Annotated in this window: 20 protein-coding genes; 18 read left to right on the top strand and 2 right to left on the bottom strand. The window is 67.0% G+C overall.

The window, feature by feature from the left end; all coding sequences use genetic code 11:
- Positions 1–3 precede the first annotated feature (3 nt).
- From IAG39_RS17180 to IAG39_RS17110, 15 genes are all read left to right on the top strand, one after another.
- Positions 4–1,392 (top strand): NarK family nitrate/nitrite MFS transporter, encoded by a 1,389-nt coding sequence (locus IAG39_RS17180; RefSeq protein ID WP_059379681.1) that lies wholly within the window; start codon positions 4–6, stop codon positions 1,390–1,392.
- 154 nt (positions 1,393–1,546) lie between these two features.
- Positions 1,547–5,290, top strand: coding sequence for a nitrate reductase subunit alpha (locus IAG39_RS17175; RefSeq protein ID WP_118931945.1), 3,744 nt, complete (start codon positions 1,547–1,549; stop codon positions 5,288–5,290).
- A complete protein-coding gene (gene narH, locus IAG39_RS17170; RefSeq protein ID WP_059379683.1) occupies positions 5,287–6,852 on the top strand; it encodes a nitrate reductase subunit beta in 1,566 nt (521 codons plus the stop codon). Before IAG39_RS17175 ends, narH begins: the two co-directional genes overlap by 4 nt.
- A 14-nt stretch (positions 6,853–6,866) precedes the next feature.
- Positions 6,867–7,514 (top strand): nitrate reductase molybdenum cofactor assembly chaperone, encoded by a 648-nt coding sequence (gene narJ, locus IAG39_RS17165; RefSeq protein WP_054454743.1) that lies wholly within the window; start codon positions 6,867–6,869, stop codon positions 7,512–7,514.
- A gap of 18 nt (positions 7,515–7,532) precedes the next feature.
- On the top strand, positions 7,533–8,216 hold the full coding sequence (gene narI / locus IAG39_RS17160; RefSeq protein ID WP_118931946.1) for a respiratory nitrate reductase subunit gamma: 684 nt from the start codon (positions 7,533–7,535) through the stop codon (positions 8,214–8,216).
- A gap of 22 nt (positions 8,217–8,238) precedes the next feature.
- Positions 8,239–9,000, top strand: a complete 762-nt coding sequence (locus IAG39_RS17155) for a peptidylprolyl isomerase (protein WP_118931947.1) — start codon at positions 8,239–8,241, stop codon at positions 8,998–9,000.
- Positions 8,997–9,995, top strand: coding sequence for a GTP 3',8-cyclase MoaA (gene moaA, locus IAG39_RS17150; RefSeq protein WP_118931948.1), 999 nt, complete (start codon positions 8,997–8,999; stop codon positions 9,993–9,995). Before IAG39_RS17155 ends, moaA begins: the two co-directional genes overlap by 4 nt.
- A 1-nt stretch (position 9,996) precedes the next feature.
- The gene (locus IAG39_RS17145; protein ID WP_059379687.1) at positions 9,997–10,656 is read left to right on the top strand and encodes a carbonic anhydrase; all 660 of its coding nucleotides are present in this window, start codon (positions 9,997–9,999) and stop codon (positions 10,654–10,656) included.
- Positions 10,653–11,150, top strand: coding sequence for a molybdopterin-guanine dinucleotide biosynthesis protein B (gene mobB / locus IAG39_RS17140; protein WP_118931949.1), 498 nt, complete (start codon positions 10,653–10,655; stop codon positions 11,148–11,150). The genes IAG39_RS17145 and mobB overlap by 4 nt, the downstream gene beginning before the upstream one ends.
- A 79-nt stretch (positions 11,151–11,229) precedes the next feature.
- Positions 11,230–13,167 carry a type IV pili methyl-accepting chemotaxis transducer N-terminal domain-containing protein gene (locus IAG39_RS17135; RefSeq protein ID WP_059379689.1) on the top strand — a complete coding sequence of 646 codons (1,938 nt, stop codon included), beginning with the start codon at positions 11,230–11,232 and terminating at the stop codon, positions 13,165–13,167.
- Positions 13,168–13,178: 11 nt separating this feature from the next.
- On the top strand, positions 13,179–13,850 hold the full coding sequence (locus tag IAG39_RS17130) for a response regulator (RefSeq protein WP_054454724.1): 672 nt from the start codon (positions 13,179–13,181) through the stop codon (positions 13,848–13,850).
- Positions 13,851–13,928: 78 nt separating this feature from the next.
- Entirely contained in the window at positions 13,929–14,945 is a 1,017-nt protein-coding gene (locus tag IAG39_RS17125) for a peptidase U32 family protein (RefSeq protein WP_118931950.1), read from the top strand.
- On the top strand, positions 14,942–15,835 hold the full coding sequence (locus IAG39_RS17120) for a U32 family peptidase (RefSeq protein WP_059379691.1): 894 nt from the start codon (positions 14,942–14,944) through the stop codon (positions 15,833–15,835). The genes IAG39_RS17125 and IAG39_RS17120 overlap by 4 nt, the downstream gene beginning before the upstream one ends.
- Complete coding sequence (locus tag IAG39_RS17115) at positions 15,832–16,254, top strand: SCP2 domain-containing protein (protein ID WP_059379692.1); 423 nt, start codon at positions 15,832–15,834, stop codon at positions 16,252–16,254. The genes IAG39_RS17120 and IAG39_RS17115 overlap by 4 nt, the downstream gene beginning before the upstream one ends.
- Before the next feature lie 122 nt (positions 16,255–16,376).
- The gene (locus tag IAG39_RS17110; protein WP_118931951.1) at positions 16,377–17,093 is read left to right on the top strand and encodes an SDR family NAD(P)-dependent oxidoreductase; all 717 of its coding nucleotides are present in this window, start codon (positions 16,377–16,379) and stop codon (positions 17,091–17,093) included.
- Between the two features lie 35 nt (positions 17,094–17,128).
- Here the strand turns inward: IAG39_RS17110 and IAG39_RS17105 are convergent, their stop codons facing one another.
- Together IAG39_RS17105 and IAG39_RS17100 are read right to left on the bottom strand one after the other, a co-directional pair.
- A complete protein-coding gene (locus IAG39_RS17105) occupies positions 17,129–19,204 on the bottom strand; it encodes an ABC transporter permease subunit (protein WP_223283320.1) in 2,076 nt (691 codons plus the stop codon).
- A 158-nt stretch (positions 19,205–19,362) separates the two neighbouring features.
- Positions 19,363–20,385: an amino acid ABC transporter substrate-binding protein gene (locus tag IAG39_RS17100; RefSeq protein ID WP_118931953.1), complete on the bottom strand. Its 1,023-nt coding sequence runs from the start codon at positions 20,383–20,385 to the stop codon at positions 19,363–19,365.
- 168 nt (positions 20,386–20,553) lie between these two features.
- On the opposite strand from IAG39_RS17100, the gene IAG39_RS17095 reads away from it, so the two are divergent.
- Genes IAG39_RS17095 through IAG39_RS17085 form a run of 3 tightly spaced genes read left to right on the top strand, consistent with a single transcriptional unit; the run spans position 20,554 to position 23,857 of the window.
- A complete protein-coding gene (locus IAG39_RS17095) occupies positions 20,554–21,693 on the top strand; it encodes an aminotransferase class V-fold PLP-dependent enzyme (RefSeq protein WP_118931954.1) in 1,140 nt (379 codons plus the stop codon).
- Positions 21,694–21,730: 37 nt separating this feature from the next.
- On the top strand, positions 21,731–23,026 hold the full coding sequence (locus tag IAG39_RS17090; protein ID WP_118931955.1) for an O-acetylhomoserine aminocarboxypropyltransferase/cysteine synthase family protein: 1,296 nt from the start codon (positions 21,731–21,733) through the stop codon (positions 23,024–23,026).
- Between the two features lie 3 nt (positions 23,027–23,029).
- Positions 23,030–23,857 (top strand): alpha/beta fold hydrolase, encoded by an 828-nt coding sequence (locus IAG39_RS17085; RefSeq protein WP_223283321.1) that lies wholly within the window; start codon positions 23,030–23,032, stop codon positions 23,855–23,857.
- Positions 23,858–23,930 lie beyond the last annotated feature (73 nt).

Below are 23,930 nucleotides of genomic sequence, written 5' to 3'. Positions count from 1 at the left end.
CCTATGTCTTCCACTCAAGTCCTTGCGCGCTGGGAGCCGGATAATCCCGGCTTCTGGAAGCAGACCGGCGCCCGCGTCGCCAACCGCAATCTCTGGATCTCCATTCCGGCGCTGATGCTGGCGTTCAGCATCTGGATGCTGTGGAGCGTGGTGGTGGTCAACCTGGACCGCGCCGGCTTCATGCTGTCCAAGAACCAGATGTTCTGGCTGACGGCGTTGCCCGCGCTGTCGGGCGCGACCCTGCGCATCTTCTATTCCTTTCTGGTGCCGGTGTTCGGCGGGCGCAAGTGGACGGCCATCTCCACGGCCTCGCTGCTGATCCCGGCGCTCGGCATGGGCTTCGCCCTGCGCGACCCAACCACCTCGTTCCCGACCCTGCTGATCCTGGCGCTGCTGTGCGGCCTGGGGGGCGGCAACTTCAGCTCCAGCATGGCCAACATCAGCTTCTTCTTCCCCAAGGAGAAGAAGGGCCTGGCCACCGGGCTGAATGCCGGCATCGGCAACCTGGGCGTTTCCCTGGTGCAGTTCGTGGTGCCGGTGGTGATTTCCATCGGCGTGTTCGGCGTGGCGGGCGGCGAGCCCCAGGTCATCAACGCCAATGGCGCGCAGCAGAATCTGTGGCTGCAGAACGCCGGCTTCATCTGGGTGATCCCGATTGCGCTGGCCTCGATCGCGGCATGGTTCGGCATGAACGACATCGCCGACGCCCGCGCCTCGTTCGCGGACCAGGCCGTCATTTTCAAGCGCAAGCACAACTGGCTGATGTGCTGGCTGTACGTGGGCACCTTCGGCTCCTTCATCGGCTTCTCGGCGGGCTTCGCCATGCTGACCAAGACGCTGTTCCCGCAGGTCGACCCCATGGCCTATGCCTTCCTGGGCCCGCTGGTGGGGTCGCTGACGCGGCCGTTTGGCGGCTGGGTGTCGGACAAGCTGGGCGGCGCGCGCGTCACGCTGTTCACCTTCGCGGCCATGATCGCGGCGGTGCTGGGCGTGGTGACGTTCCTGCCGGTCGCCGGGCAGGCCGGCAATTTCAACGGCTTCCTGGCCATGTTCATCGTGCTGTTCGCGCTGACCGGCGTGGGCAACGGCTCGACCTTCCGCATGATTCCCGTGATCTTCCTGCGCGAACGCACGCAGGCGGCCGAAGGCAAGGGTGCCGCCGCTCAGAAGCAGGCCCAGGCGGACGCCGCCAAGGAATCGGCCGCGGTGCTGGGCTTCTCGGGCGCGATCGGCGCATACGGCGGCTTCTTCATCCCGCGCAGCTTCGGCACCTCGCTCGAGATGACCGGCAGCGTGCAGGCCGCCCTGTATTGCTTCATCGGGTTCTACGCCACTTGCATGGTCATCACCTGGTGGTACTACGCCCGCCGCAATGCGCCGGTGCCTTGCTAGCGCGTAGCGGACGCGGCCGGAGTGACTAGTCATTCTGCCGCGCCCGGCCTGTGCCACCGGCGAATGGTCCGGCAGGCGGGCCGCGCCCACAATGGATTCAACAGCATCGATCGCAGTACGCGCCGGCGGGGCCGGCGCTCTTGGAGAATAGAGAATGAGCCATTTTCTGGACCGCTTGAAGTTCATGTCGCGGGTGAAATCCACCTTCGCGGACGGTCACGGCGAAACGGTCAACGAGGACCGCAAGTGGGAGAACGCCTACCGCGCCCGCTGGCAGCATGACAAGGTGGTGCGTTCGACGCACGGCGTGAACTGCACCGGCTCCTGCTCCTGGAAGGTCTACGTCAAGAACGGCCTGATCACCTGGGAAACCCAGCAGACCGACTACCCGCGCACGCGGCCGGACCTGCCCAACCATGAACCCCGCGGCTGTCCGCGAGGCGCCTCCTACAGCTGGTACGTCTACTCGGCGCAGCGCGTGAAGTATCCGATGATCCGCGGCCGCCTCATGGAAATGTGGCGCGAGGCGCGCAAGACCATGGACCCGATCGCGGCCTGGGAATGGATCAGCCAAGATCCCAAGCGCGCCAAGCGCTACAAGGCCGTGCGCGGACTGGGCGGCTTCGTGCGTGCGGACTGGGACACGGCGATGGAGATCGTGGCCGCCGCCAACGCGCTCACGATCAAGAAGTTCGGCCCTGACCGCGTGATCGGCTTTTCGCCGATCCCGGCCATGTCCATGGTCAGCTATGCGGCAGGCGCGCGCTATCTCAGCCTGCTGGGCGGCGCCTGCCTGAGTTTTTACGACTGGTACTGCGACCTGCCGCCCGCCAGCCCGCAGATCTGGGGCGAACAGACCGACGTGCCGGAATCGGCCGACTGGTACAACTCGACCTACCTGATGGTGTGGGGCTCCAACGTGCCCCAGACCCGCACGCCCGACGCGCACTTCTACACCGAGGTCCGCTACAAGGGCACCAAGACGGTGGCCGTGTCCAGCGACTTCGGCGAAATGGTCAAGTTCGGCGACATCTGGCTGGCGCCCAAGCAGGGCACGGATGCCGCGCTCGCCATGGCCATGGGCCATGTGATCCTGAAGGAATTCCATCTCTCCGGCGCATCGGAATACTTCCGCGACTACGTGCGCCGCTACACCGACATGCCGATGCTGGTGCTGTTGAAGGAGCGCGACGGCTTCCACGCGCCGGACCACTTCCTGCGCGCCTCGCATCTGGACGGCGCCCTGGGCGAACAGAACAACCCCGACTGGAAGACGCTGGTGCTGGACGCCAAGACCGGCGACCTGGTCGCGCCCAATGGCAGCATCGGTTTTCGCTGGGGCGAGGGCGCGGTCAACGGCGGCGAGAAGGTCGGCCGTTGGAACCTGGAGTCCAAGGACGGCGGCAGCGGCCGCGAGATCGAACCCGCGCTGAGCCTGCTGGATCAGTCCGACGCCGTGGTCGGCGTGGGCTTCCCGTATTTCGGCAGCGAGCATGGCGAGCTGCAGGTGCGCAATGTGCCTGCGCGCCGCATCCGCCTGGCCGACGGCAGCGAGGCCCTTGTGGCCACGGTGTACGACCTGCAGATGGCCAACTACGGCCTGGACCGCGGCCTGGGCGGCGGCAACGTCGCCAGCTCCTATGACGATGACGTGCCTTACACGCCCGCCTGGCAGGAAAAGCACACCGGCGTGCCGCGCGCGCAGGTCATCCAGGTGGCGCGCGAGTTCGCGCAGAACGCCCACGACACCGAAGGCAAGTCCATGGTGATCGTCGGCGCCGGCCTGAACCACTGGTACCACATGGACATGATCTACCGCGGCATCATCAACATGCTGATGATGTGCGGTTGCGTCGGCAAGAGCGGCGGCGGCTGGGCGCACTACGTGGGCCAGGAAAAGCTGCGCCCGCAGTTCGGCTGGGCGCCGCTGGCCTTCGCCGCCGACTGGGTCCGCCCGCCGCGCCAGATGAACGGCACGTCGTTCTTCTATGCGCACACCAGCCAGTGGCGCCATGAAAAGCTGAACGTCCAGGAGATCCTGGGCCCGACGGCGGACCGTGGCCGCTATGGCGACCTCAGCATGATCGACCTGAACGCCCGCGCCGAGCGCATGGGCTGGCTGCCGTCGGCGCCGCAATTGCGCACCAATCCGCTGGACGTGGTGGCGCAGGCCGAAAGCCAGGGCAAGGACCCGGTGGCTTACGTGGCCGAACAGCTGAAGTCGGGCGAACTGCGCATGTCCTGCGAGAACCCCGACGACCCGGCCAACTTCCCGCGCAACATGTTCGTGTGGCGCTCCAACATCCTGGGCTCCAGCGGCAAGGGCCACGAGTACTTCCTGAAATACCTGCTGGGCACGCAGAACGCGGTGTTCGGCGACGAAGCCGAAGCGATCAAGCCCACCGAGGTGCAGTATCAGGAAGACGCCGCCGAAGGCAAGCTGGACCTGCTGACGGTGCTGGACTTCCGCATGAGCACCACCTGCCTTTATGGCGACATCGTGCTGCCCACGGCCACCTGGTATGAAAAGGACGACCTCAATACGTCGGACATGCACCCCTTCATCCACCCGCTGAGCGAAGCCGTGCAGCCGCTGTGGGAAAGCAAGACCGACTGGGAGATCTACAAGCTGCTGGCCAAGAAGTTCAGCGAGATCGGCGGCCCCTACCTGGGCAAACGCCGTGACGTGGTGCTGACCCCGCTGATGCACGACACCCCGGGAGAACTGGGCCAGGCTTTCGAACCCAAGGACTGGAAGCTGGGCGAATGCGACCTGGTTCCCGGCAAGACCGCGCCCAACATGACGGTGGTCGAACGCGACTACAACGACATCTACCGCAAGTTCACCTCGGTGGGGCCGCTGCTGGACAAGCTGGGCAACGGCGGCAAGGGCATCAACTGGAACACCGAGCACGAGGTGCATGAGCTGGCCGGCATCAACGAGGCCGTGACCGAGCCGGGCGTGAGCCAGGGCCGGCCCAAGCTCGACACCGCCATCGATGCGGCCGAGATGATCCTGACTTTCGCGCCCGAGACCAATGGCCACGTGTCCGTCAAGGCCTGGGAAGCGTTGGGCAAGATCACCGGACGCGACCACGCGCACCTGGCCGTCGGCCGCGAGCACGACAAGATCCGCTTCCGCGACATCCAGGCGCAGCCGCGCAAGATCATCTCCGCACCCACCTGGTCGGGTCTGGAAAGCGAAGAGGTCAGCTACAACGCCGGCTACACCAACGTGCACGAGCTGATTCCATGGCGCACGCTGACCGGCCGCCAGCAGTTCTACCAAGACCACCGCTGGATGCTGGACTTCGGCGAAGGCTCCTGCGTGTACAAGCCGGCTATCGACACCAAGACGGTTGCGCCCATGCTGGGCCGCTACCCGAACGGCGAGAAGGAACTGGTCCTGAACTGGCTGACGCCGCACCAGAAATGGGGCATCCACAGCACGTACTCGGACAACCTGCGCATGCTGACGCTGAGCCGCGGCGGTCCTCACGTGTGGATCTCGGAAGCCGAGGCCAAGCAGGCCGGGCTGGTCGACAACGACTGGGTCGAAGTCTTCAACGTGAACGGCACCCTGACGGCGCGGGTGGTGGTCAGCCAGCGCGTGCCGGTGGGCATGTGCCTGATGTACCACGCGCAGGAAAAGATCGTGAACGTGCCTGGGGCGGAAACCAGCGGCAAGCGCGGCGGCATCCATAACTCGGTCACGCGCACGGTGCTCAAGCCCACGCACATGATCGGCGGCTACGCCCAGCAGGCCTACGGCTTCAACTACTACGGCACGGTGGGCGCCAACCGCGATGAATTCGTGGTGCTGCGCAAGATGAAGAAGGTGGACTGGCTCGAAGGTCCGCTGGTTGAAGCAACGCAACAAGAAGAGAAGCAATCATGAGGATACGCGCCCAAATCGGCATGGTGCTGAACCTGGACAAGTGCATCGGCTGCCACACTTGCTCGGTCACCTGCAAGAACGTCTGGACCAGCCGCGACGGCGTCGAGTACGCCTGGTTCAACAACGTGGAAACCAAGCCCGGCATCGGCTATCCCAAGGAATGGGAGAACCAGGAGAAGTGGAAGGGCGGCTGGAAGCGTACCGCCGCTGGCAAGCTGGAACCGCGCCAGGGCGGCAAGCTGCGCATCCTGGCCAACCTCTTCGCCAACCCGAACCTGCCGCAGATCGACGACTACTACGAGCCGTTCACCTTCGACTACGAGCACCTGCAAAAGGCGCCGCTGTCGCAGACGCCGCCCACCGCGCGTCCGGTGTCGGTGCTGACCGGCAAGAAAATGGACAAGATCCATTGGGGCCCGAACTGGGAAGACGACCTGGGCGGCGAATTCAGCGCGCGCAGCCGCGACGCCTTGTTCGAGGGCGTGCAGAAGGAGATGTACTCGACCTTCGAGAACACCTTCATGATGTACCTGCCGCGCCTGTGCGAACACTGCCTGAACCCGGCCTGTGTCGCCAGCTGCCCGTCCGGTTCCATCTACAAGCGTGAAGACGACGGCATCGTGCTGGTCGACCAGGACAAGTGCCGCGGCTGGCGCATGTGCATCTCGGGTTGCCCGTACAAGAAGATCTACTACAACTGGAGCAGCGGCAAGGCCGAGAAGTGCACCTTCTGCTATCCGCGCATCGAAGCCGGTCAACCCACGGTGTGCTCGGAAACCTGCGTGGGCCGCATCCGCTACCTGGGCGTGATGCTGTATGACGCCGACCAGATCGAGCATGCCGCGTCCACCGCCAGCGAACAGGACCTGTACCAGTCGCAGCTCGACCTGTTCCTGGACCCGCATTCGCCCGAGGTGATTGCCGCCGCGCGCGAGCAGGGCATCCCGGAATCTTGGCTGGAGGCCGCGCGTAAATCGCCGGTCTACAAGATGGCGGTGGAGTGGCGCGTCGCCTTCCCGCTGCATCCCGAATACCGCACCTTGCCCATGGTCTGGTACATCCCGCCGCTGTCGCCCATCCAGACGGCCGCCGAGTCCGGCCAGATGCCGCGCCGCACGGTGGGCAAGAGCGGCATGATTCCCGACGTCTCCAGCCTGCGCATCCCGGTACGCTACCTGGCCAACCTGCTCACGGCGGGCAAGGAAGCGCCGGTGGTGCAGGCGCTGGAACGCATGCTGGCCATGCGCGCCTACAAGCGCTCCGAGACGGTGCATGGCGAACGCGACACGGCCTTGCTGGACCAGGTGGGGCTGACGGAGGCCACGGTGCAGGACATGTACAAGATCATGGCCATCGCCGACTACGAAGACCGCTTCGTGGTACCCAGCAGCCACAAGGAAGTCGTCGAGGACAGCTTCAACGAGAAGGGCAGCTGCGGCTTCACCTTCGGCAACGGCTGCTCCGGCGGGGTGTCGGAAGGCACCTTGTTCGGACGCAAGCCCCAGGGCAGCGAGATCTTCATCGAGATGCCGAAATCCCGCAAGAAGGCCGCTTCGGCCTAGGAAAGGAGAAAACCATGAGTCTTTACCGCCTGCTTTCCGCCTTGCTGTGCTACCCGGAACCCGAGCTGCTGGACGCGCTGGGTGAAGTCGAAACCGCCTTGGCCGACTATCCCGACGCAGAGGAAACCCTGCAGCCGCTGGTCGGCTACCTGGCCACCAACGACCTGATCGCGCTGCAGGAGAACTACGTCGCCACCTTTGACCGCAACCGCTCGCATTCGCTGCACTTGTTCGAACACGTGCACGGCGAAAGCCGCGACCGCGGCCAGGCCATGGTGGACCTGCTGGACACCTACCGCGAGCACGGATTCGAGCCTGTGGTGTCCGAGCTGCCTGACCATGTGCCGCTGTTCCTGGAGTTCCTGGGCGTCATCGACCCGGCCCAGGCGCAGGACCTGCTGGACGATGCCATCCACGTGCTGGCCGCCATCGGCGCGCGCCTGGCCAAGGGCGAAAGCCCCTACGCCTGCATCTTCGCGGTGCTGCGTGCCCAGTCCCGCGTGATTCCGCGCGAACAGACCGAGGCGCCCGTGCGCGACATGGACGAGGCGATGGAAACGTTCGGCATAGGCGCGGACGGCGTGGAACCGCTGCTGCGGCCGTTCTCGGGCGATGGCGCGCAGACCGTGCGCTTCTATCCCCGCGCGCCCGCGGCTCATTAATCTTCAGGACGACGCATCATGAACTCCCTGAATCAGTTCTTCTTCGGCATCTATCCCTACATCGCGCTGACGATCTTCCTGTTGGGCAGCCTCGTGCGCTTCGAGCGCGAGCAATACACCTGGAAGACGGACAGCTCGCAGCTGCTGCACCGCGGGCAATTGCGGCTGGGCAACATCCTGTTCCACGTCGGCATCCTGGGCCTGTTCTTCGGGCATCTGGCCGGATTGCTGACGCCGGTGGTGGTGTGGGACACGCTGGGCGTGTCGCACAGCCTGAAGCAGACCGTGGCCATGGTGGCCGGCGGCGTCATGGGCGGGCTGTGCCTGATCGGCCTCCTGATCCTGATCCATCGCCGCCTGAGCGACCCGCGCATCCGCGCCACCACGCGGTCCGGCGACAAGCTGCTGCTGTTGTGGATCCTGGTCACGCTGTTGCTGGGCCTGTCCACCATCGCGCTGTCGGCCGGCCACATGGATGGTGAAATGATGGTGCGCCTGATGACCTGGGCGCAGCACATCGTCACCTTCCAGGGCGACGCGGCCAGCCATATTGCCGACGTGCCGCTGCTGTTCAAGGCGCACCTCTTCATGGGCCTCACGCTGTTCGTGATCTTTCCGTTCACGCGCCTGGTCCACGTCTGGAGCGGCTTCGCCTCGGTGGGCTATCTGGGCCGCGCCTGGCAGCTGGTCCGTCCGCGCTGATTCCCTGTCCCAGGAGCCGACCATGCCTGTCATCGTCAATGGCGTCGAACTGAACGACGCGGATCTGGAACGCGAACTGCCGCTGCATGCGGAGGCCGGCAATCCCATGCGCGAGGCGATCACCGCCCTGGTGCTGCGCCGCGTGCTGCTGGACGAGGCCAGCCGGCTGGGCCTGGACCCCGCGGACGAGGAGGGCGCCATCGGCGCCTTGCTGGCCCGCGAGGCGCCGGCGCCCGAGGCCGACGAGGCCGCCTGCCGCCGCTTCTACCAGATGCACCCGCAACGCTTCATGGCGGGTGAGCTGATCGAGGCGGACCACATCCTGTTCCAGGTCACGCCGGGCGTGAACCTGGACATGCTGCGGGCCCATGGCAACGCCGTGCTGGCGGAGTTGATGGAAGATCCGTCGCGCTTCGCCGAGGTGGCGCGCGAACAATCGAACTGCCCGTCCGCCGCGGTGGGCGGCAGCCTGGGCCAACTGGGCCGCGGCGACACGGTGCCGGAATTCGAGCGGGCGGTGTTCGCGCTGCCCGCGGGAGGCCTGTTGCCGCAGTTGCTGGAAACCCGCCACGGCCTGCATATCGTGCGCGTCACGCGGCGTATCGAAGGCCGCATGCAACCCTACGAGCATGTGGCCGGACAGATCGCCGCCGCGCTGTCGTCCATGAGCCGCGATACGGCCTGGCGCCAGTACGCCAAGCTGCTGGTCGAACGCGCCGACATCCAGGGTATAGACCTGCAGGGCGAAGAGCCCGAGCGCGTCTACAGCGGGAGCGCCGCATGATGGACGAGCCGGCTGCGGGACCCCTGGTGGACGGCCATGGCCGCCGCATCGACTATCTGAGGGTGTCGGTCACGGACCGCTGCGACCTGCGTTGCAGCTATTGCCTGCCCAAGGATTTCAAAGGATTCGAAACCCCCGCGAATTGGCTGCGCCACGACGAGATGGCGCGGCTGGTGGGGTTGTTCGCCGGCTTGGGCGTGAGCAAGGTCCGGCTGACCGGCGGCGAGCCGCTGCTGCGCCGCGGCGTTGCAGGTCTGGCTGGCGTCATCGCCGCCATGCCCGGTTTGAAGGATCTGTCCGTGTCCACCAACGGCACGCAGCTCGCGCGCCACGCGCACGACCTGCGCGCCGCGGGCGTGGACCGGCTGAACATCAGCCTGGACACGCTGGATGCCGCCGCCTTCAGCCAGATCACCGGCCGGGATTGCCTGGAGTCGGTGCTGGCCGGGCTGGCGGCGGCCAAGCAGGCGGGCTTTGCGCCCATCAAGCTCAACAGCGTGGTGCATGCGGCCACGCCCGAGGCCGAAGTGCGCAGGCTGCTGGATTACGCGGTGGCGCAGGGCTTCGTGCTGCGCCTGATCGAGCCCATGCCCATGGGCAGCTGCGGCCAGGGCTACGCCCACACCGACTTGAATGCCCTGGGAGCACGGCTGGCCGCCGAAACCGGCCTGGTTCCCGCCCTGGGCGGGGCGGGCGCGGGACCGGCGCGCTACTGGACCACGGGCCATGGGACGCCCGTGCTGGGCGTGATCACCCCCATGTCGCGCCATTTCTGCGCGAGCTGCAACCGCGTCCGGCTGGGCGTGGACGGCACCCTGTACTTGTGCCTGGGGCAGGAAGACCAGGTGCCGCTGGGCCGCCTGCTGCGCGCGGGCGCCAGCGACGCCGAATTGATCCAGGCGATCCGGGCCGGCATCGCCGCCAAGCCGGAACGCCACGATTTTGTGGCCCGTCCGGAACGCATCGTGCGCTTCATGGCGCAGACGGGAGGCTGACATGCGCGACATCGAACGGCTGGTCGACGGCTTCCAGCGCTTTCAGCAGCAGTACTACGAGGACGCGCCATCGCTATACCGCAATCTCTGCGAAGGCCAGCACCCCAGCACCTTGCTGGTGGGCTGCTGCGATTCGCGGGTGGATCCGGCCATGCTGCTGGGCTGCGACCCCGGCGACATTTTCACGGTGCGCAATGTCGCCAACCTGGTGCCGCCGGCCAGCACCGACCGCGGCCTGCAGGGCGTGCTGGCCGCGATACAGTTCGCGGTGGAGCAGTTGCAGGTCAGCCGCATCATCGTGCTGGGCCACGCCCACTGCGGCGGCATACGGGCGCTGATGGACCGGCGCACCCGGGGCGACGGCGAGACCGACTACCTGGAGCGCTGGATGGACATCGCGGAACCGGCCCGCAGGCAGGTGCTGCAGCAGATGCCGCAGGCGACCGCGGCCGAACGCCGTCGCGCCTGCGAGCAGGCCTCGATCCTGATTTCGCTGCGCAATCTGGAAGACCTGCCCTTTGTGCGGCGCGCGGTGGAGGCGGGCAGCCTGACCCTGCATGGCTGGTACTTCGACCTGGTGGCGGGCGCTTTGCTGGCATACTCGGCGCGGGCGGATGGATTCCTGCCCATCGTATGCCCATTGTTCACGGAGCTTGCATGACCCCAGTTTTCGGCATCGCCGGCCGTTCCGGCAGCGGCAAGACCACCCTGATCGAGGCCATGTTGCCGCTGCTGGCCGCGCGCGGCCTGCGGGTCAGCGTCATCAAGCACAGCCACCACGATTTCCAGATGGAGCCGCCCGGCAAGGACAGCGCGCGCTTCCGCCAGGCGGGCGCCCTGGAGGTGATGGTGGCCTCGCCGTTCCGCTACGCCATCGTCCACGAGCTGCGCGACGCGCCGGAGCCCACGCTGGACGAGCAACTGGGGCGCCTGTCGCCGGCCGACCTGGTGCTGGTCGAAGGCTTCAAGCAGGCCGCGATCCCGCGCATCGAAGTGTACCGGCCTACCTTGGGCAAGCCGCCCCTGCATGCGCAAGACAGCAGTTTCCTGGCGGTGGCCACCGACGCGCCGCTGGATACCGATTTGCCCTGCCTGCCGGTCAACGAGCCGGCGCAAGTCGCGGATTTCATTTGCCGCGCCCTGGGGCTGGCTTGAGGGCGTGGCTCCGGAACAAGAGGCGCTGCGGCTACACTGGAAGCCGCAGCATTCCTCCAGCAAGACCGCGTTGAAAGCCATGAAGCCCACCGATACCGCCGCCCCAGCCGACGGCCTGCCTTCGCCCTGGCATCGCCTGTCCACGCGCATCGTCATCAGCTCGCTGGTGGCGCTGGTGGTGGTGCTGTCCATGGTCAGCTGGACGCTATGGCTGTCCTGGCAGCTGGAAGGCGCGGGCGCGGCCATCAACGACACGGGCAGCCTGCGCATGCGGGCCAACCGCGTGGCGGTGGAGCTGATGCGGCCGCAGGCCGGACGCGAGTTCCGCACCAACGAGCAGGTCCTGCTCATGGACGACACCATCGCGCGGCTGGCGCGCGGCAACCCCGCGCGCCCGCTGTTCATTCCCAACGACCAGGCCATCCGCAAGCAATGGCATGACGTGGCCGCCTACTGGTACGACATCATGAAGCCGGCCGCCACGCGCGCCCTGGCCCAGCCGGATGCCGCCACCTATCTGGAGACCCTGCCAGAATTCGTGGCCCGGGCCGACACGCTGGTGCGCATGATCGAACAGGACAACGCCGGCAAGACCACCTCGCTGCGGTTGTCGCAGGGCGTGCTGGCGGCTATCGCCAGCGCCGGCACGCTGGCAATGATCTACCTGCTTTACCTCTGGATCATTTCGCCGGTACTGCGCCTGCGCGATGGCCTGCAACGCATGGCGGCCAGGGAATTCAGCACCCGGCTGCCGGTGGAAAGCCAGGACGAGTTCGGCGTGCTGGCACGCGGCTACAACCGCATGGCCGATGAATTGCAGGATCTGTACACCGGCCTGGAGCGGCGGGTGGAAGAAAAGACCGCGCAACTGGCCGCGCAGAACCGCGACATCGGCGCGCTCTACGACATGGCCGCCTTCCTGAACCAGCCCAACGAGATCGAGGCGCTGTGCGACGGCTTCTTGCGGCGCGTGATGCTGCAGTTCGACGCCGAGGGCGGCAGCATCCGGGCGCTGGATCCCAACAACGAGAAGCTCAACCTGATGGTGTCGGTGGGGCTGTCGGACGAACTGGTCGAGTCCGAGCATTGCATGCGTGTGAACGACTGCTATTGCGGCGTCGCCACGCGGCAGGCTGGGGTCATCGTCATCCAGGATTTCCGCGAGTCGCCGCCGGCCATGGAACTGAATTGCCAGCGCGACGGCTTTGCCAGCGTGGCCGTGTTCCGCATCGTCACGCGCGACGAGGTGCTGGGTTCATATTCCCTGCATTTCCGCCAGCAGCGCCGCTTGTCACCGGCCGAATCGCAGTTGCTGGAAACGCTGGGCCAGCATCTGGGCGTGGCCCTGGACAACCGCCGCCTCAGCGCGCAGGCGCGCCAACTGGCGGTGGTGCGCGAACGCGGGCTAGTGGCGCAGGGGCTGCACGACAGCCTGGCGCAGGGCCTGAACTTCCTGAACCTGCAATTGCAGATGCTGGACGCTGCCGTCAAGCGCGGCGACCAGGCGGAGATCGACGAGATCCTGCCGCTGTTGCGTACCGGCGTGGACGAAAGCTACCAGGACGTGCGCGAACTGCTGACCAACTTCCGCACCAAGCTGTCGCAGGGCGACCTGCAGGCCGGTATCGAAGACACCGTGGCGCGGTTCCGGCGGCAGACCGGGATCGAAACCGAGCTGCGCTTCGGCCCTGGCGCGGGCGCGCCGCTGGCACCCGACGAGCAGTTGCAGGTGCTCTTCATCCTGCAGGAAGCGCTGTCCAACGTGCGCAAGCATTCCGAAGCCAGCCACGTGCGCATTGACGTCGCCAACGACCGCGACTTCAGCCTGGTCATTGCCGACGACGGCCAAGGGTACGACCCCGCCGAGGTGGCCGAACGCGGCGAATCGCACGTGGGCCTGCACATCATGCGCGAACGCGCCGCGCGCATGCGCGCCGTGATAAAACTTGAATCGCAGCCCGGCGCCGGCACGCGCGTCGCGCTGACCTTGCCCGGCAGCGAACGCCAGGCCGCTTGAATATTCCGACCATGCCCATCCGTATACTCCTCGTCGACGACCACACCCTGTTCCGCTCGGGCGTGCGCCTGCTGCTGCAACGCCAGCCCGACTTCGAGGTCGTGGCCGAGGCCGGCGACGGCGTCGAAGGCCTGAAACGCGCCAAGGAACTCAAGCCGGACGTGGTGCTGCTGGACCTCAACCTGCCGGGCCTGTCGGGGCTGGAAACGCTGCAGCTGCTGACGCAGGAATTGCCATCGTGCGCGGTCATCATCCTGACGGTGTCGGAAGAGGCCGACGAACTGGGGCAGGCGCTGCGCGACGGCGCCCGCGGCTATCTGGTCAAGAACATCGACGCCGAGGCGCTGACCGCCGCGATCCGCCGCGCGGCGGGCGGCGAGCCGGTCATCGCCGAAAGCATGACGGCCAAGCTGGTCGAGCAATTCCGCGGCCAGGCCAGCCTGGCCGCGCAAGCGCCGCAGCCAGGGGGCAGCGCCGAGCGCCATCGCCTCACCGCGCGCGAAACCCAAATCGTGCAATGGCTGGCGCGCGGCGCCAGCAACAAGGTGATTGCGCGCGAACTGGACGTCAGCGAAAGCACGGTCAAGATCCACGTGCAGAACGTGTTGAAGAAACTGAACCTCACCAGCCGGGTGCAGGTCGCGGTGTACGCGGTCGAACACGGCCTGTACACGGAAGAATAGGGCGGCATGCGGCATTCGGCACGGGCCGTTTGATCTGCGACAAGGCCAGGGGCGTGGCGGCCCCATAGACTGGCCGGCATGGAAACTCGAACCTCTCCCATGGAGCTCGTGGCCCCCGCCGGCAGCCTGGCCGCGCTGAAGGCCGCCATCGATGCCGGCGCCGACACCGTCTACCTCGGGCTCAAGAACGCCACCAATGCCCGCAACTTCGCCGGGCTCAATTTCACCGAAAGCGATATCCGCGCCGGCGTCGAGCTGGCCCACAGCCGCGGACGGCAAGTGCTGTTCGCCATCAACACGTTTGTGCAGGCCGGCCGGGCGCCCGAATGGCGCGCCGCCGTCGACGCTGCCTATGGATTGGGCGCCGATGCGGTCATCATGGCCGACGCCGGGCTGCTGGCCTACGCCAGCGACCGCTATCCGGACCTGCGCCTGCACCTGTCGGTGCAGGGTTCCGCCACGCATGCTGACGCCATCGAGCTGATGAAGGAACAGTTCGGCATACGCCGCGTGGTGCTGCCGCGCGTGCTGACGCTGGCGGAGATCGCGCGCATCTGCGCCAATGTCAGCGTCGAGGTCGAGGTGTTCGGCTTCGGCAGCCTGTGCGTCATGGCCGAAGGCCGCTGCCTGTTGTCGTCCTACGCCACCGGCGATTCTCCCAACAACAAGGGCGTCTGTTCGCCCGCGCATGCCGTGCGCTGGTCGGAAGAGAACGGCCGCATGGATGCGCGCTTGAACGACATCCTGATCGACCGCTACGAACCGGGCGAACCCGCCGCCTATCCCACCCTGTGCAAGGGCCGCTTCGATGTGGACGGCCAGGCGGATCACGCGCTGGAGGAACCCACCAGCCTGAACGCCATCGGCCTGTTGCCGCGGTTGGCGGAGATGGGCGTGTCCGCCATCAAGATCGAAGGGCGGCAGCGCAGCCCGGCCTATGTCACCCAGGTGGTGTCGACCTTGCGCGCCGCGTTGGACAGCGCGCATGCGGACGCTTCCCGCTTTTCGCCCCGTCCCGAATGGAACGCCATGCTGGCGCGCCATTCCGAGGGTTCCCAAGTCACGCAAGGCGCATTCGAACGTCCATGGAAATGAAACCTAGCGCGTACCGGATATCGGTCGCACCGTTGCAGTACTACTGGCCGCGCCAGCACACGCTGGATTTCTACGCGTCGCTGGCCGATGGCCCCGCCGACATCATCTACGTGGGCGAAACCGTCTGTAGCCGCAGGCACGAGCTGCGCGCCGAGGACTGGATGGAGCTGGCGCGCGACCTGCGCGCCGCGGGCAAGACGGTGGTGCTGTCGGGCCGCACGCTGATCGAGACCGGCGCCGAGGCCAGCGCGTTGAAGAAGCTCTGCGGGCAGGACGACTTCATGGTCGAAGCCGGCGAGCTGGGCGCGGTGCGGCACCTGAACGGCCGCGCCTTCGTGGCGGGGCCCCATGTCAATGCCTATCACGGCGGCACCCTCGAATGGCTGGCCGCGCGCGGCGCCGCGCGCTTCGTCGCGCCGCTGGAAATGGACGGCCGGACGCTGGCTCTTCTCATGGCGGAAAGGCCAGCCGGCCTGGAGGCGGAAGTCATGGTCTGGGGCCGCATGGCGTTGGCGTTCTCGGCGCGCTGCTTTACGGCGCGTCATTTCCGTTTGAAGAAGGACGACTGCGGATTTCGCTGCATCGAGCATCCGGACGGCCTGGACATGCGCACGCGGGAATCGAGGGATTTCCTGGCGATCAACGGTATCCAGGTACAGTCCGGAGCCTGCCTGGACCTGCTGTCGCAGGCGCCGGCGCTGGCCGCCATGGGCGTGGAGGTGCTGCGGGTGAGTCCGCAATCGACCGGCACGCTGGACGCGATCGCCGCGCTGGATGCGATGCGGCGCGGTCTGGCGCCGATGGAGGCGCAGCCGCCCGCGGGCATGGTCCGCTGCAACGGCTACTTCCATGGCCAGCCGGGCATCGATCTGTTGGAGGCCGTGGCATGAGCGCGGCGATTCAAGTGCCGGGCGTGCTCGCCAGGCTGGGCCGGCGTCTACCCGCGCCGTTCGTCTCGCTGCACTTCACTGCCGGACTGGAACTGGCGCGGCGGCTGAAATGGCTCACACCTCCGTCCGAACTGGAAGGCCGCAGCTTCGCCATCACGGTCGAGGACCTGGGCCTGCGCAGCAGCTTCGCGGTGCGCCAGGGCGCCTTCCGGCCGGTATGGAACGGCGCTCCCGCCGAACTGGAGCTGGGCGCCAAGCTGGCCGATCTGCTGGCCTTGATGCGCTCGGAAACGGACGCCGATACCTTGTTTTTCCAGCGCCGGCTGCGGATCTCGGGCGATACCGAGCTGGGGCTGATCGTCAAGAACTGGCTGGACGCGGCGCCGCGGCCGGCATGGCTGCAGGGCGCGGTCCGCTAGCCGCGCAATGCCCGCCAGCGCTTGCGGGCATTGCGGGAATCCGGCGCTGATCGTGCTATACCCGGCGTCATTGCCGCGGGCAGCATTGCCGCTTGCCCAGGCGCGATCGAACGGAGGCAGCAATGCGGGTCATGGTAGTAGGCGCCAGCAAGGGACTGGGCAGGGCATTCGTGGAGGGATTGGGCCAGGATGCCTCGTTGATCGTGGGCGTGGCTCGGCGCGCGCCGGCGGACATTACTGTGCCGCCCGGTTGCGAACTGCGCTGGATAGCAGCCGACCTGTCACGCCCCGAGGCCGCCGTCGAGCAGATTGCCGCGCAGGCCCCGGATGGACTCGATGCCATCCTCTACAACCTGGGCGTGTGGGAAGAGCACGCCTTCAGCGAGGATTACGATTTCCTGGCTGACTCGCCGGCGGAGATCGCGCGCATGGTGAGCATCAACGTCACCGCGACCATCCTCTTGCTTCAGCGCTTGATTCCGCGCGTCCTGGGCGCACGCAAGCCGCAAGTCATCCTGACCGGCTCGACTTCCGCGCTGGCCGGCAGCGGCCGTCCCGAAGTCACGTTCGGCGCGTCCAAGCACGCGTTGCGCGGCATCGCCGACGCCTTGCGCGAGAGCTTCAGGGCGCGGCGGCTGGCGGTGACCTGCCTGCAATTGGGCTACCTGAACACGGAAGACGGCCTGGACGTGCCGCGCGAAACCGCCAGCCTGCGGGGAGAGGGCAGTTTGATACCGGTGCACGACGTGGTGGCGATGACACGCGCGCTGCTGAATCTGTCGGACGCGTCGTTCGTGCGGGAAATCGTCATGCCGGCGCTGATGGACGAGCGTTTCTGAAGCGGGTCCTCCGCGCCCACGGCGTCATGCTGGCCTCAAGCGCGACCGGTCTTGCCTTCCATGGCGCGGGCCGCGCGCGACAGGGCCAGGCTGGCCGCAAAGTACAAGGCGGCCACGGCCAGGTAGACCTCGACGTGATAGGGCCGCCAATCGGTGCCGGCCACCACCGCCTTTGCCGCACCGAGCACATCGAACACGCCGATGATGCTGACCAGCGATGTGTCCTTGACCGCACCCACGAATACGCCCAGGGCGGCAGGCGCGGCAATGCGGCGGGCCTGCGGCCAGATCACCGAACCATAGGCCATGGCCGCAGGCATGCCCAAGGCGCGCGCCGCCATCATCTGGCCGGGCGGTATGGCTTGCAGCGCGCCGCGCAGCACCTCCGCCAGCAGGCAGGCGGTGTGCAACGTCAGCGCGGCCAGCGCCATGGCGAACTTGGACACGCCGCCGCCCAGCAGCATGGGCAGCACGAAGGATGCGAACAGCAACTGCGTCACCAGCGGCACGCCGCGCACGGCCTCGATCAGGCCGGCGGCGGCCAGCGAGGCGGCGCGGTTGTGGCTACGGCGCAATAGCGCGAGCGCGAACGCCAGCGGCACGGCGGCGAGCAAGGCGGAGATGGCCAGGATCAATGTGACGAGCAATCCGCCCCAGCGTTGCGGCCCGATGGCGGCGCCGCCCCAAGGCCAACCGGACAGCGCGCTGATGGCCGCGCCCAACAGGACGGCGAGCAAGGCCGCGCGCACCGCTGCACGCATGCGCGGGGCAGTCAGCGCCAGCGCAACCCCGGCAAGCAGGGCTGCGCTGGCGGCCAGCGCCGGCGCGCGGTCGGCCTGGGCCATGGCGCCGAAGAACAGCAGGGGCAGGTTCTCGCCCACGGCGGCCCAGCATGCGCCGGCCGCGCCCGCGCATGCTGCGGGGTCGCCGCGCCACACCGCACCGAGCAACGCCCATTCCAGCAGGCGCCATAGGATCAAGCCCACGGCGGCGGCCAATGCGGCCGACACCAGCCTGCCGCGCCAACCACGACGTTCGCCGGCAGGGTTCCAGGTGGGCCGCTCGCCCAGGCGCGCGCCGTGCGTGTCGCCAGGACCGTGGCGGGTATTACGCGCGTTCCAGGCCGACAATCCGCCGCCCAGCGTCAGCGCCAGACCGAGATAGACCGCGACGGCCAGCGTGATGCCTTCGAGCGCCAGGCCGGTCTGCGTGATGGCGGTGTTGATCACCGCCATCAATTCCTGATAGCCGATGGCAATGGCCAAGGTGCTGTTCTTCACCAGCGCCAGGCACTGGTTGGCATAGGGCGGCAGCGCCACGCGGGCGGCATAGGGCGCGATCACCAGCCGCAGCACGCTGCGGGGCTTCAGGCCCAGCGCCTGGCCGGCCTCCACCAGTCCGACCGGCACGGCGCGCACGGCCGCGCGGGCGATGTCAGCGATGTAGGCGGCATGGAACACCACCAGGCCTATCGTCAGCGCCGCGAATTCGATGCTGGGCTGCCAGCCTCCCTGCAGACCCAGGCCGCGCCTGACCGGCATGTCGATGCGCATGGGCGGCAACAGCATCCATGCCAGCAGCGCGCCGGCCAGCACGGCATACAGTGCGGGGTTACCCCAGCGGCGGCGGGCGAAGCCGCCCAGCGCCAGCGCGATGGCCGCCGCGGCTGCGTAAGGCACCCACCCATGCACGGCTGGCAAGGCCAATCCGCGATTGGACAGCAGCAGGTGCGGCAGCGGCGACCAAGCCTGGCGCAGGTCGGGCAGGCGCAGCAGCAGCCCGTACCAGACGAAGAGTTGCAGCAGGACTGGCGTGTTGCGCAAGGGCGCGATGATGGCGGCGGCGCAGCGTGCAGCCCAGGGGTTGCGCGACATGCGCAACAGGCCCAGTCCCAATCCCAGCAGCGTCGCCAGCGGGATCGCCACGGCGGCCACGGTCAAGGTGTTGACCAGGCCAGCGGCTATCGACATCCAATAGGGATCTTCCGGCGTGATGTCCAGCAGGCTTTCCGAAATGCGGAAACCTGCGGGCTGGAACAGGAAGCCGAAGCCGCCCTGGATGCCGCGCGCGGTCTGCACCGATTCGATGTGCCAGAGCAGGACGGCAGCCATGCCGCCGAGCGCGAGCGTCCACGCCAACGCAGGCAGCCAGCGCCGCCACCGGCCGGTGGAGGGATAAGGAAGAGTGGTCGCAACCATGATGGAAAAGGAGGGGGCAAATGCAAGAAAGGCGGGCTCAAGGCCCGCCCGTGGCGCTCAAGCGGCCAGGATCATTGGAACGGCGGCGAGTACAGCAGCCCGCCCTGGTTCCATTGCGCGTTCAGCCCGCGCTCCAGCTTCAGCGGCGTCGCGGCGCCCAGATTGCGGTTCCAGACTTCGCCATAGTTGCCCACGGCCTTGATGGCGTTGCGGGCCCAGCTTTCGTCCAGGCCGAAGCTCTTGCCTATGCCGGGGTCCACGCCCAGCAGGCGGCGCACCTGGGCGTCGTTGCTTTGCGCCTGGCTGTCGGCGTTCTGGGCGGTGATGCCGAGTTCCTCGGCCGCCACCAGCGCATTGATGGTCCAGCGCACGATGGCCGCCCAGTTGGCGTCGTCCTGCCGCACGAAGGGGCCCAGCGGCGACTTGTTGATGCGTTCGGGCAGGATGACGAAGTCGTCGGGCTGGCTGGCGCGGGCCGCGCGGCTGGCGGCCAGGGTGGACGCATCCGACAGGTAGACGTCGCAGCGCCCGGCGTAGAAGGCTTGCTCGAGTTCGACCAGATTCTCGATGACGACCGGACGATAGCTCAGCTTGTGCTTCTTGAAGTAGTCGACCAGGTTTTGCTCGTTGACCGTGCCAGGCTGCACGCAGACCTGCGCGCCTTCGAGTTCCGTCGCGCTCTTGACGCCCAGCTTGCGCGGCACCAGAAAGCCCTGGCCGTCATAGAAAACGATGCCGGCGGAGGCGATGCCCAGGCCGGCGTCGCGGCTGGAGGTAATGGTGGTGTTGCGGTTCAGCACGTCGATCTCGCCCGATTGCAGCGCGGGAAAACGCTGCTGCGAACTCAGCGGTACGAAGCGCGTCTTCTCCGGATCGCCGAGCACGGCCGCGGCCAGCGCGCGGCAGAGGTCCGCGTCCAGGCCGGTCCAACGGCCTTGCTTGTCGGCAATGGACAAGCCTGCGGACCCCTGGCTCACGCCGCAGACCAGCTCGCCGCGTTTCTTGATGGTATCGACTGTGCCTGCATGAGCCGCACCGGCCAGCGCCAGCATGGCGGCCATGCCCGCGATTTTCAATTGTTGAGTCAAACGCATGCCATTCCTTTATTCGATGCCGTCCGGAAAGGCAGGAATTCTATGGGCGCGATGGCTAGGCGCGAGCGACTATATGGTCATATGGATATAAAAACTAAGCCTTACTCAAATGCGCGTCATATACCTAGAATCCCTGCATACCAAGTTGAAATGACGGAGCGGCGGCGCATGAGCTGGCAGGACGAATTCAGGCAGTTGTTTCCCATCACGCAAGACCAGGCCTACGCCAACATTGCCTATACCAGCCCGCTGGCGCCCAGGGTGGCCGAGGCGGTCGCCGCCTTCTTCGAAGGCATCACCTATGCGCGCAGCGACAAGCCTCGGTGGCTGCGGGACGCGGATGCGTTGCGCTTGCGGCTGGCGCGCCTGATCGGCGGCGACGCCAAGCGTCTGGCCTACACCAAGAACACGACCGAAGGGCTGAACATCGTTGCGCAAGGGCTGGCCTGGCAGGAAGGCGACAACCTGGTGGTGGACGATCAGGAGCATCCCACCAATGCCTTGCCCTGGCTGAATCTGCGGCGCCGCGGCGTGCAGGTGCGGGTGGCGCAGGCGAATTCGCATCGCTATACGGTGGACGACCTTTGGCAGCACGTGGATGCGCGCACGCGGCTGATCGCGGTGTCCTGGGTGCAATACGGCACCGGCCTGCGCACCGATATTGCCGAGTTGGGCCGGCGTTGCGCCGAACGCGGCATCTGGCTGGTCGTCGACGGGATTCAGGGCGCGGGGCTGTTGCGCGCCGACGTGGATGAATGGGGCGTGGATGCCTTTGCCTGCGGCGCGCACAAGGGCATGCTCGGACCGCTGGGCGTGGGCCTGCTGCATGTGTCGCCCAGGCTGCTGGACGCCCTGGATCCGTTGTACATCGGGCCTTCCGGCGTCAATACGCTGGACAAGTCCGGACTGCAATGGCAGGTGGGCATCGCCGATGGCGCCGACGCCCGCAGGCTCGAATCGGGCAACCTGAACTATCCGGGCATCGCGGGCTGGGCTGCCGCGCTGGACCTGATCGAAGGCGCGCGGCCCGAGCGTATCGAGCCCTGGGTGCTGGAACTTTCGGAAGCGCTGGGCACCGGCCTGCGCGGACTGGGCCTGCAGGTGGTGTCGCCGGCCGGTCCCGAATTCCGCAGCACGACGACGGCGCTGCGCGTGCCGGATCCCGCCGCCGCGCTGGCGCATCTGACACAATCCGGGGTCGTGGCCAGCATAGTGGAGTATGGTTACGTGCGCTTGTCCGTCGGCGCCTATAACAATCATGCGGACGTGGAACGCATCCTGCGCGCGGCGCGGACGCTTCCCGTCTGAGAAGAATCATTGATAAGCAACCCTTCAGGAGATACTGATGACCGAAGCGAAGAAGCCCCAGTGGCGGCTTGAAACCGTGGCCGTGCATGGCGGCTACCGCCCCGATCCGACCACGCGCGCCGTGGCCGTACCCATCTACCAGACCGTGGCCTACGCGTTCGACGACACGCAGCATGGCGCCGACCTGTTCGACCTCAAGGTGCCGGGCAACATCTACACCCGCATCATGAACCCGACCACCGACGTGCTGGAGCAGCGCGTGGCGGCCCTGGAGGGCGGCATCGCCGCGCTGGCGCTGGCCTCGGGCCAGGCCGCGGTGACCTACGCCATCCTGACCATCGCCGAAGCGGGCGACAACATCGTCTCGTCCAGCACGCTGTACGGCGGCACCTACAACCTGTTCGCGCATACGCTGCCGCAGTACGGCATCACCACGCGTTTCGCCAATCCTTCCGACCTGGCCGCCTTCGAGGCCCAGATCGATGACCGCACCAAGGCCATCTTCGCGGAATCCGTGGGCAATCCGCTGGGCAATATCACGGACATCGCTGCGCTGGCCGAGCTGGCGCATCGCCATGGCCTGCCGCTGATCGTCGACAACACCGTGCCGTCGCCGTACCTGCTGCGTCCCATCGAGCACGGCGCCGACATCGTGGTGCAGTCGTTGACCAAGTACCTGGGCGGCCACGGCACCAGCCTGGGCGGCGCCATCATCGATTCCGGCAAGTTCCCGTGGGCGGAACACAAAGAGCGTTTCAAGCGCTTGAATACGCCTGACGTCAGCTACCACGGCGTGGTCTACACCGAAGCCTTCGGTCCGGCCGCCTACATCGGCCGCGCCCGCGTGGTGCCGCTGCGCAATACCGGCGCGGCGATCTCGCCCTTCAACTCGTTCCAGATCCTGCAAGGCATCGAGACCCTGGCGCTGCGCGTGGACCGCATCGTCGAGAACACCGTCAAGATCGCCAACTACCTGCGCGAACATCCGAAGGTCGAGTGGGTCAACTACGCAGGCCTGCCGGACCATCCCGACCACGCGCTGGCGCAGAAGTACCTGGGCGGCAAGGCGCCTGGGCTCTTCACCTTCGGCGTGAAGGGCGGCCGCGAGGCCGGCGCGCGCTTCCAGGACGCGCTGCAGCTGTTCACCCGCCTGGTCAATATCGGCGACTCCAAGTCGCTGGCCACGCACCCTGCGTCGACCACGCACCGCCAGCTCAATCCCGAAGAGCTGCAGAAGGCCGGCGTGCGCGAGGAAACCGTGCGCCTGTCGATCGGCATCGAGCACATCGACGACCTGCTGGCGGATCTGGACCAGGCGCTGGCACAGGTTTAAGCCATGACGATGCTTCCCCGCAGAACCTTGTTGAAGCTGGCCGCGGGCCTGCCCGCGCTGGCAGCTGCGGGAGCGGCCGGGGCGGCAGCTCCGGCTGCCCCGACCGCAAAGGCCCGCAACTACGTCCTGGCCCACGGCTCCTGGCATGGCGGCTGGTGCTGGCGCCCGGTGGCGGACCGTCTGTTGGCCGCAGGCCACCGCGTGTACGCGCCCAGCTACACGGGCATGGGCGACCGCGCCCACCTGTTGAGCAAGAGCATCACCATCGACACCTTCGTCGAGGATCTGGTCCAGGTCATCGAGACGCAGGAACTGAAGGATGTGATCCTGGTGGGCCACAGCTTCGGCGGCATTCCCATCACGGGCGTGGCCGACCGGATACCGCAGCGGCTTGCGCATCTGGTGTACTTCGACGCCATCGTGCTGCAAAGCGGCCAGAATGCGTTCTCCGTGTATCCGAAGGCGGATGCCGACGCGCGCATTGCGGCCGCCTCGAAGGCCACCGATGGATTGGCTGTGCCGATTCCCGATCCGCTGCCTGCAGCCTGGGGATTCACGCCGGGCAGCGCCGACCATGACTGGGTCAAGCGCCGCCTGACCGCGCATCCGCTGGCCAGCTACACCACGCCGCTGAACCTGAAGCACCCCATCGGCAACGGCGTGGCCCGTACCTACATCCATTGCACCCAGCCCGAACTGCCGGTGCTGGACGATTCGCGCAAGCTGGTGAAGTCCCAAGCGGGTTGGAACTGGGTCGACATTGCCGCGCCGCACGAAGCCCACATCACGCATCCGGCCTTGCTGGCCGATTTGCTGCTGGGCCTGGCCTGATCCAGCCAGGCCAGGACGGGTGGCTGATACGGTCGTCCGGGCGTCGCAGTTTGAGGGCATCATGCGAGATTGC

The organism is Achromobacter xylosoxidans (assembly GCF_014490035.1).
Classification (GTDB): domain Bacteria; phylum Pseudomonadota; class Gammaproteobacteria; order Burkholderiales; family Burkholderiaceae_B; genus Achromobacter; species Achromobacter bronchisepticus_A.
This window is presented reverse-complemented; position numbering and strand designations above follow the sequence as displayed.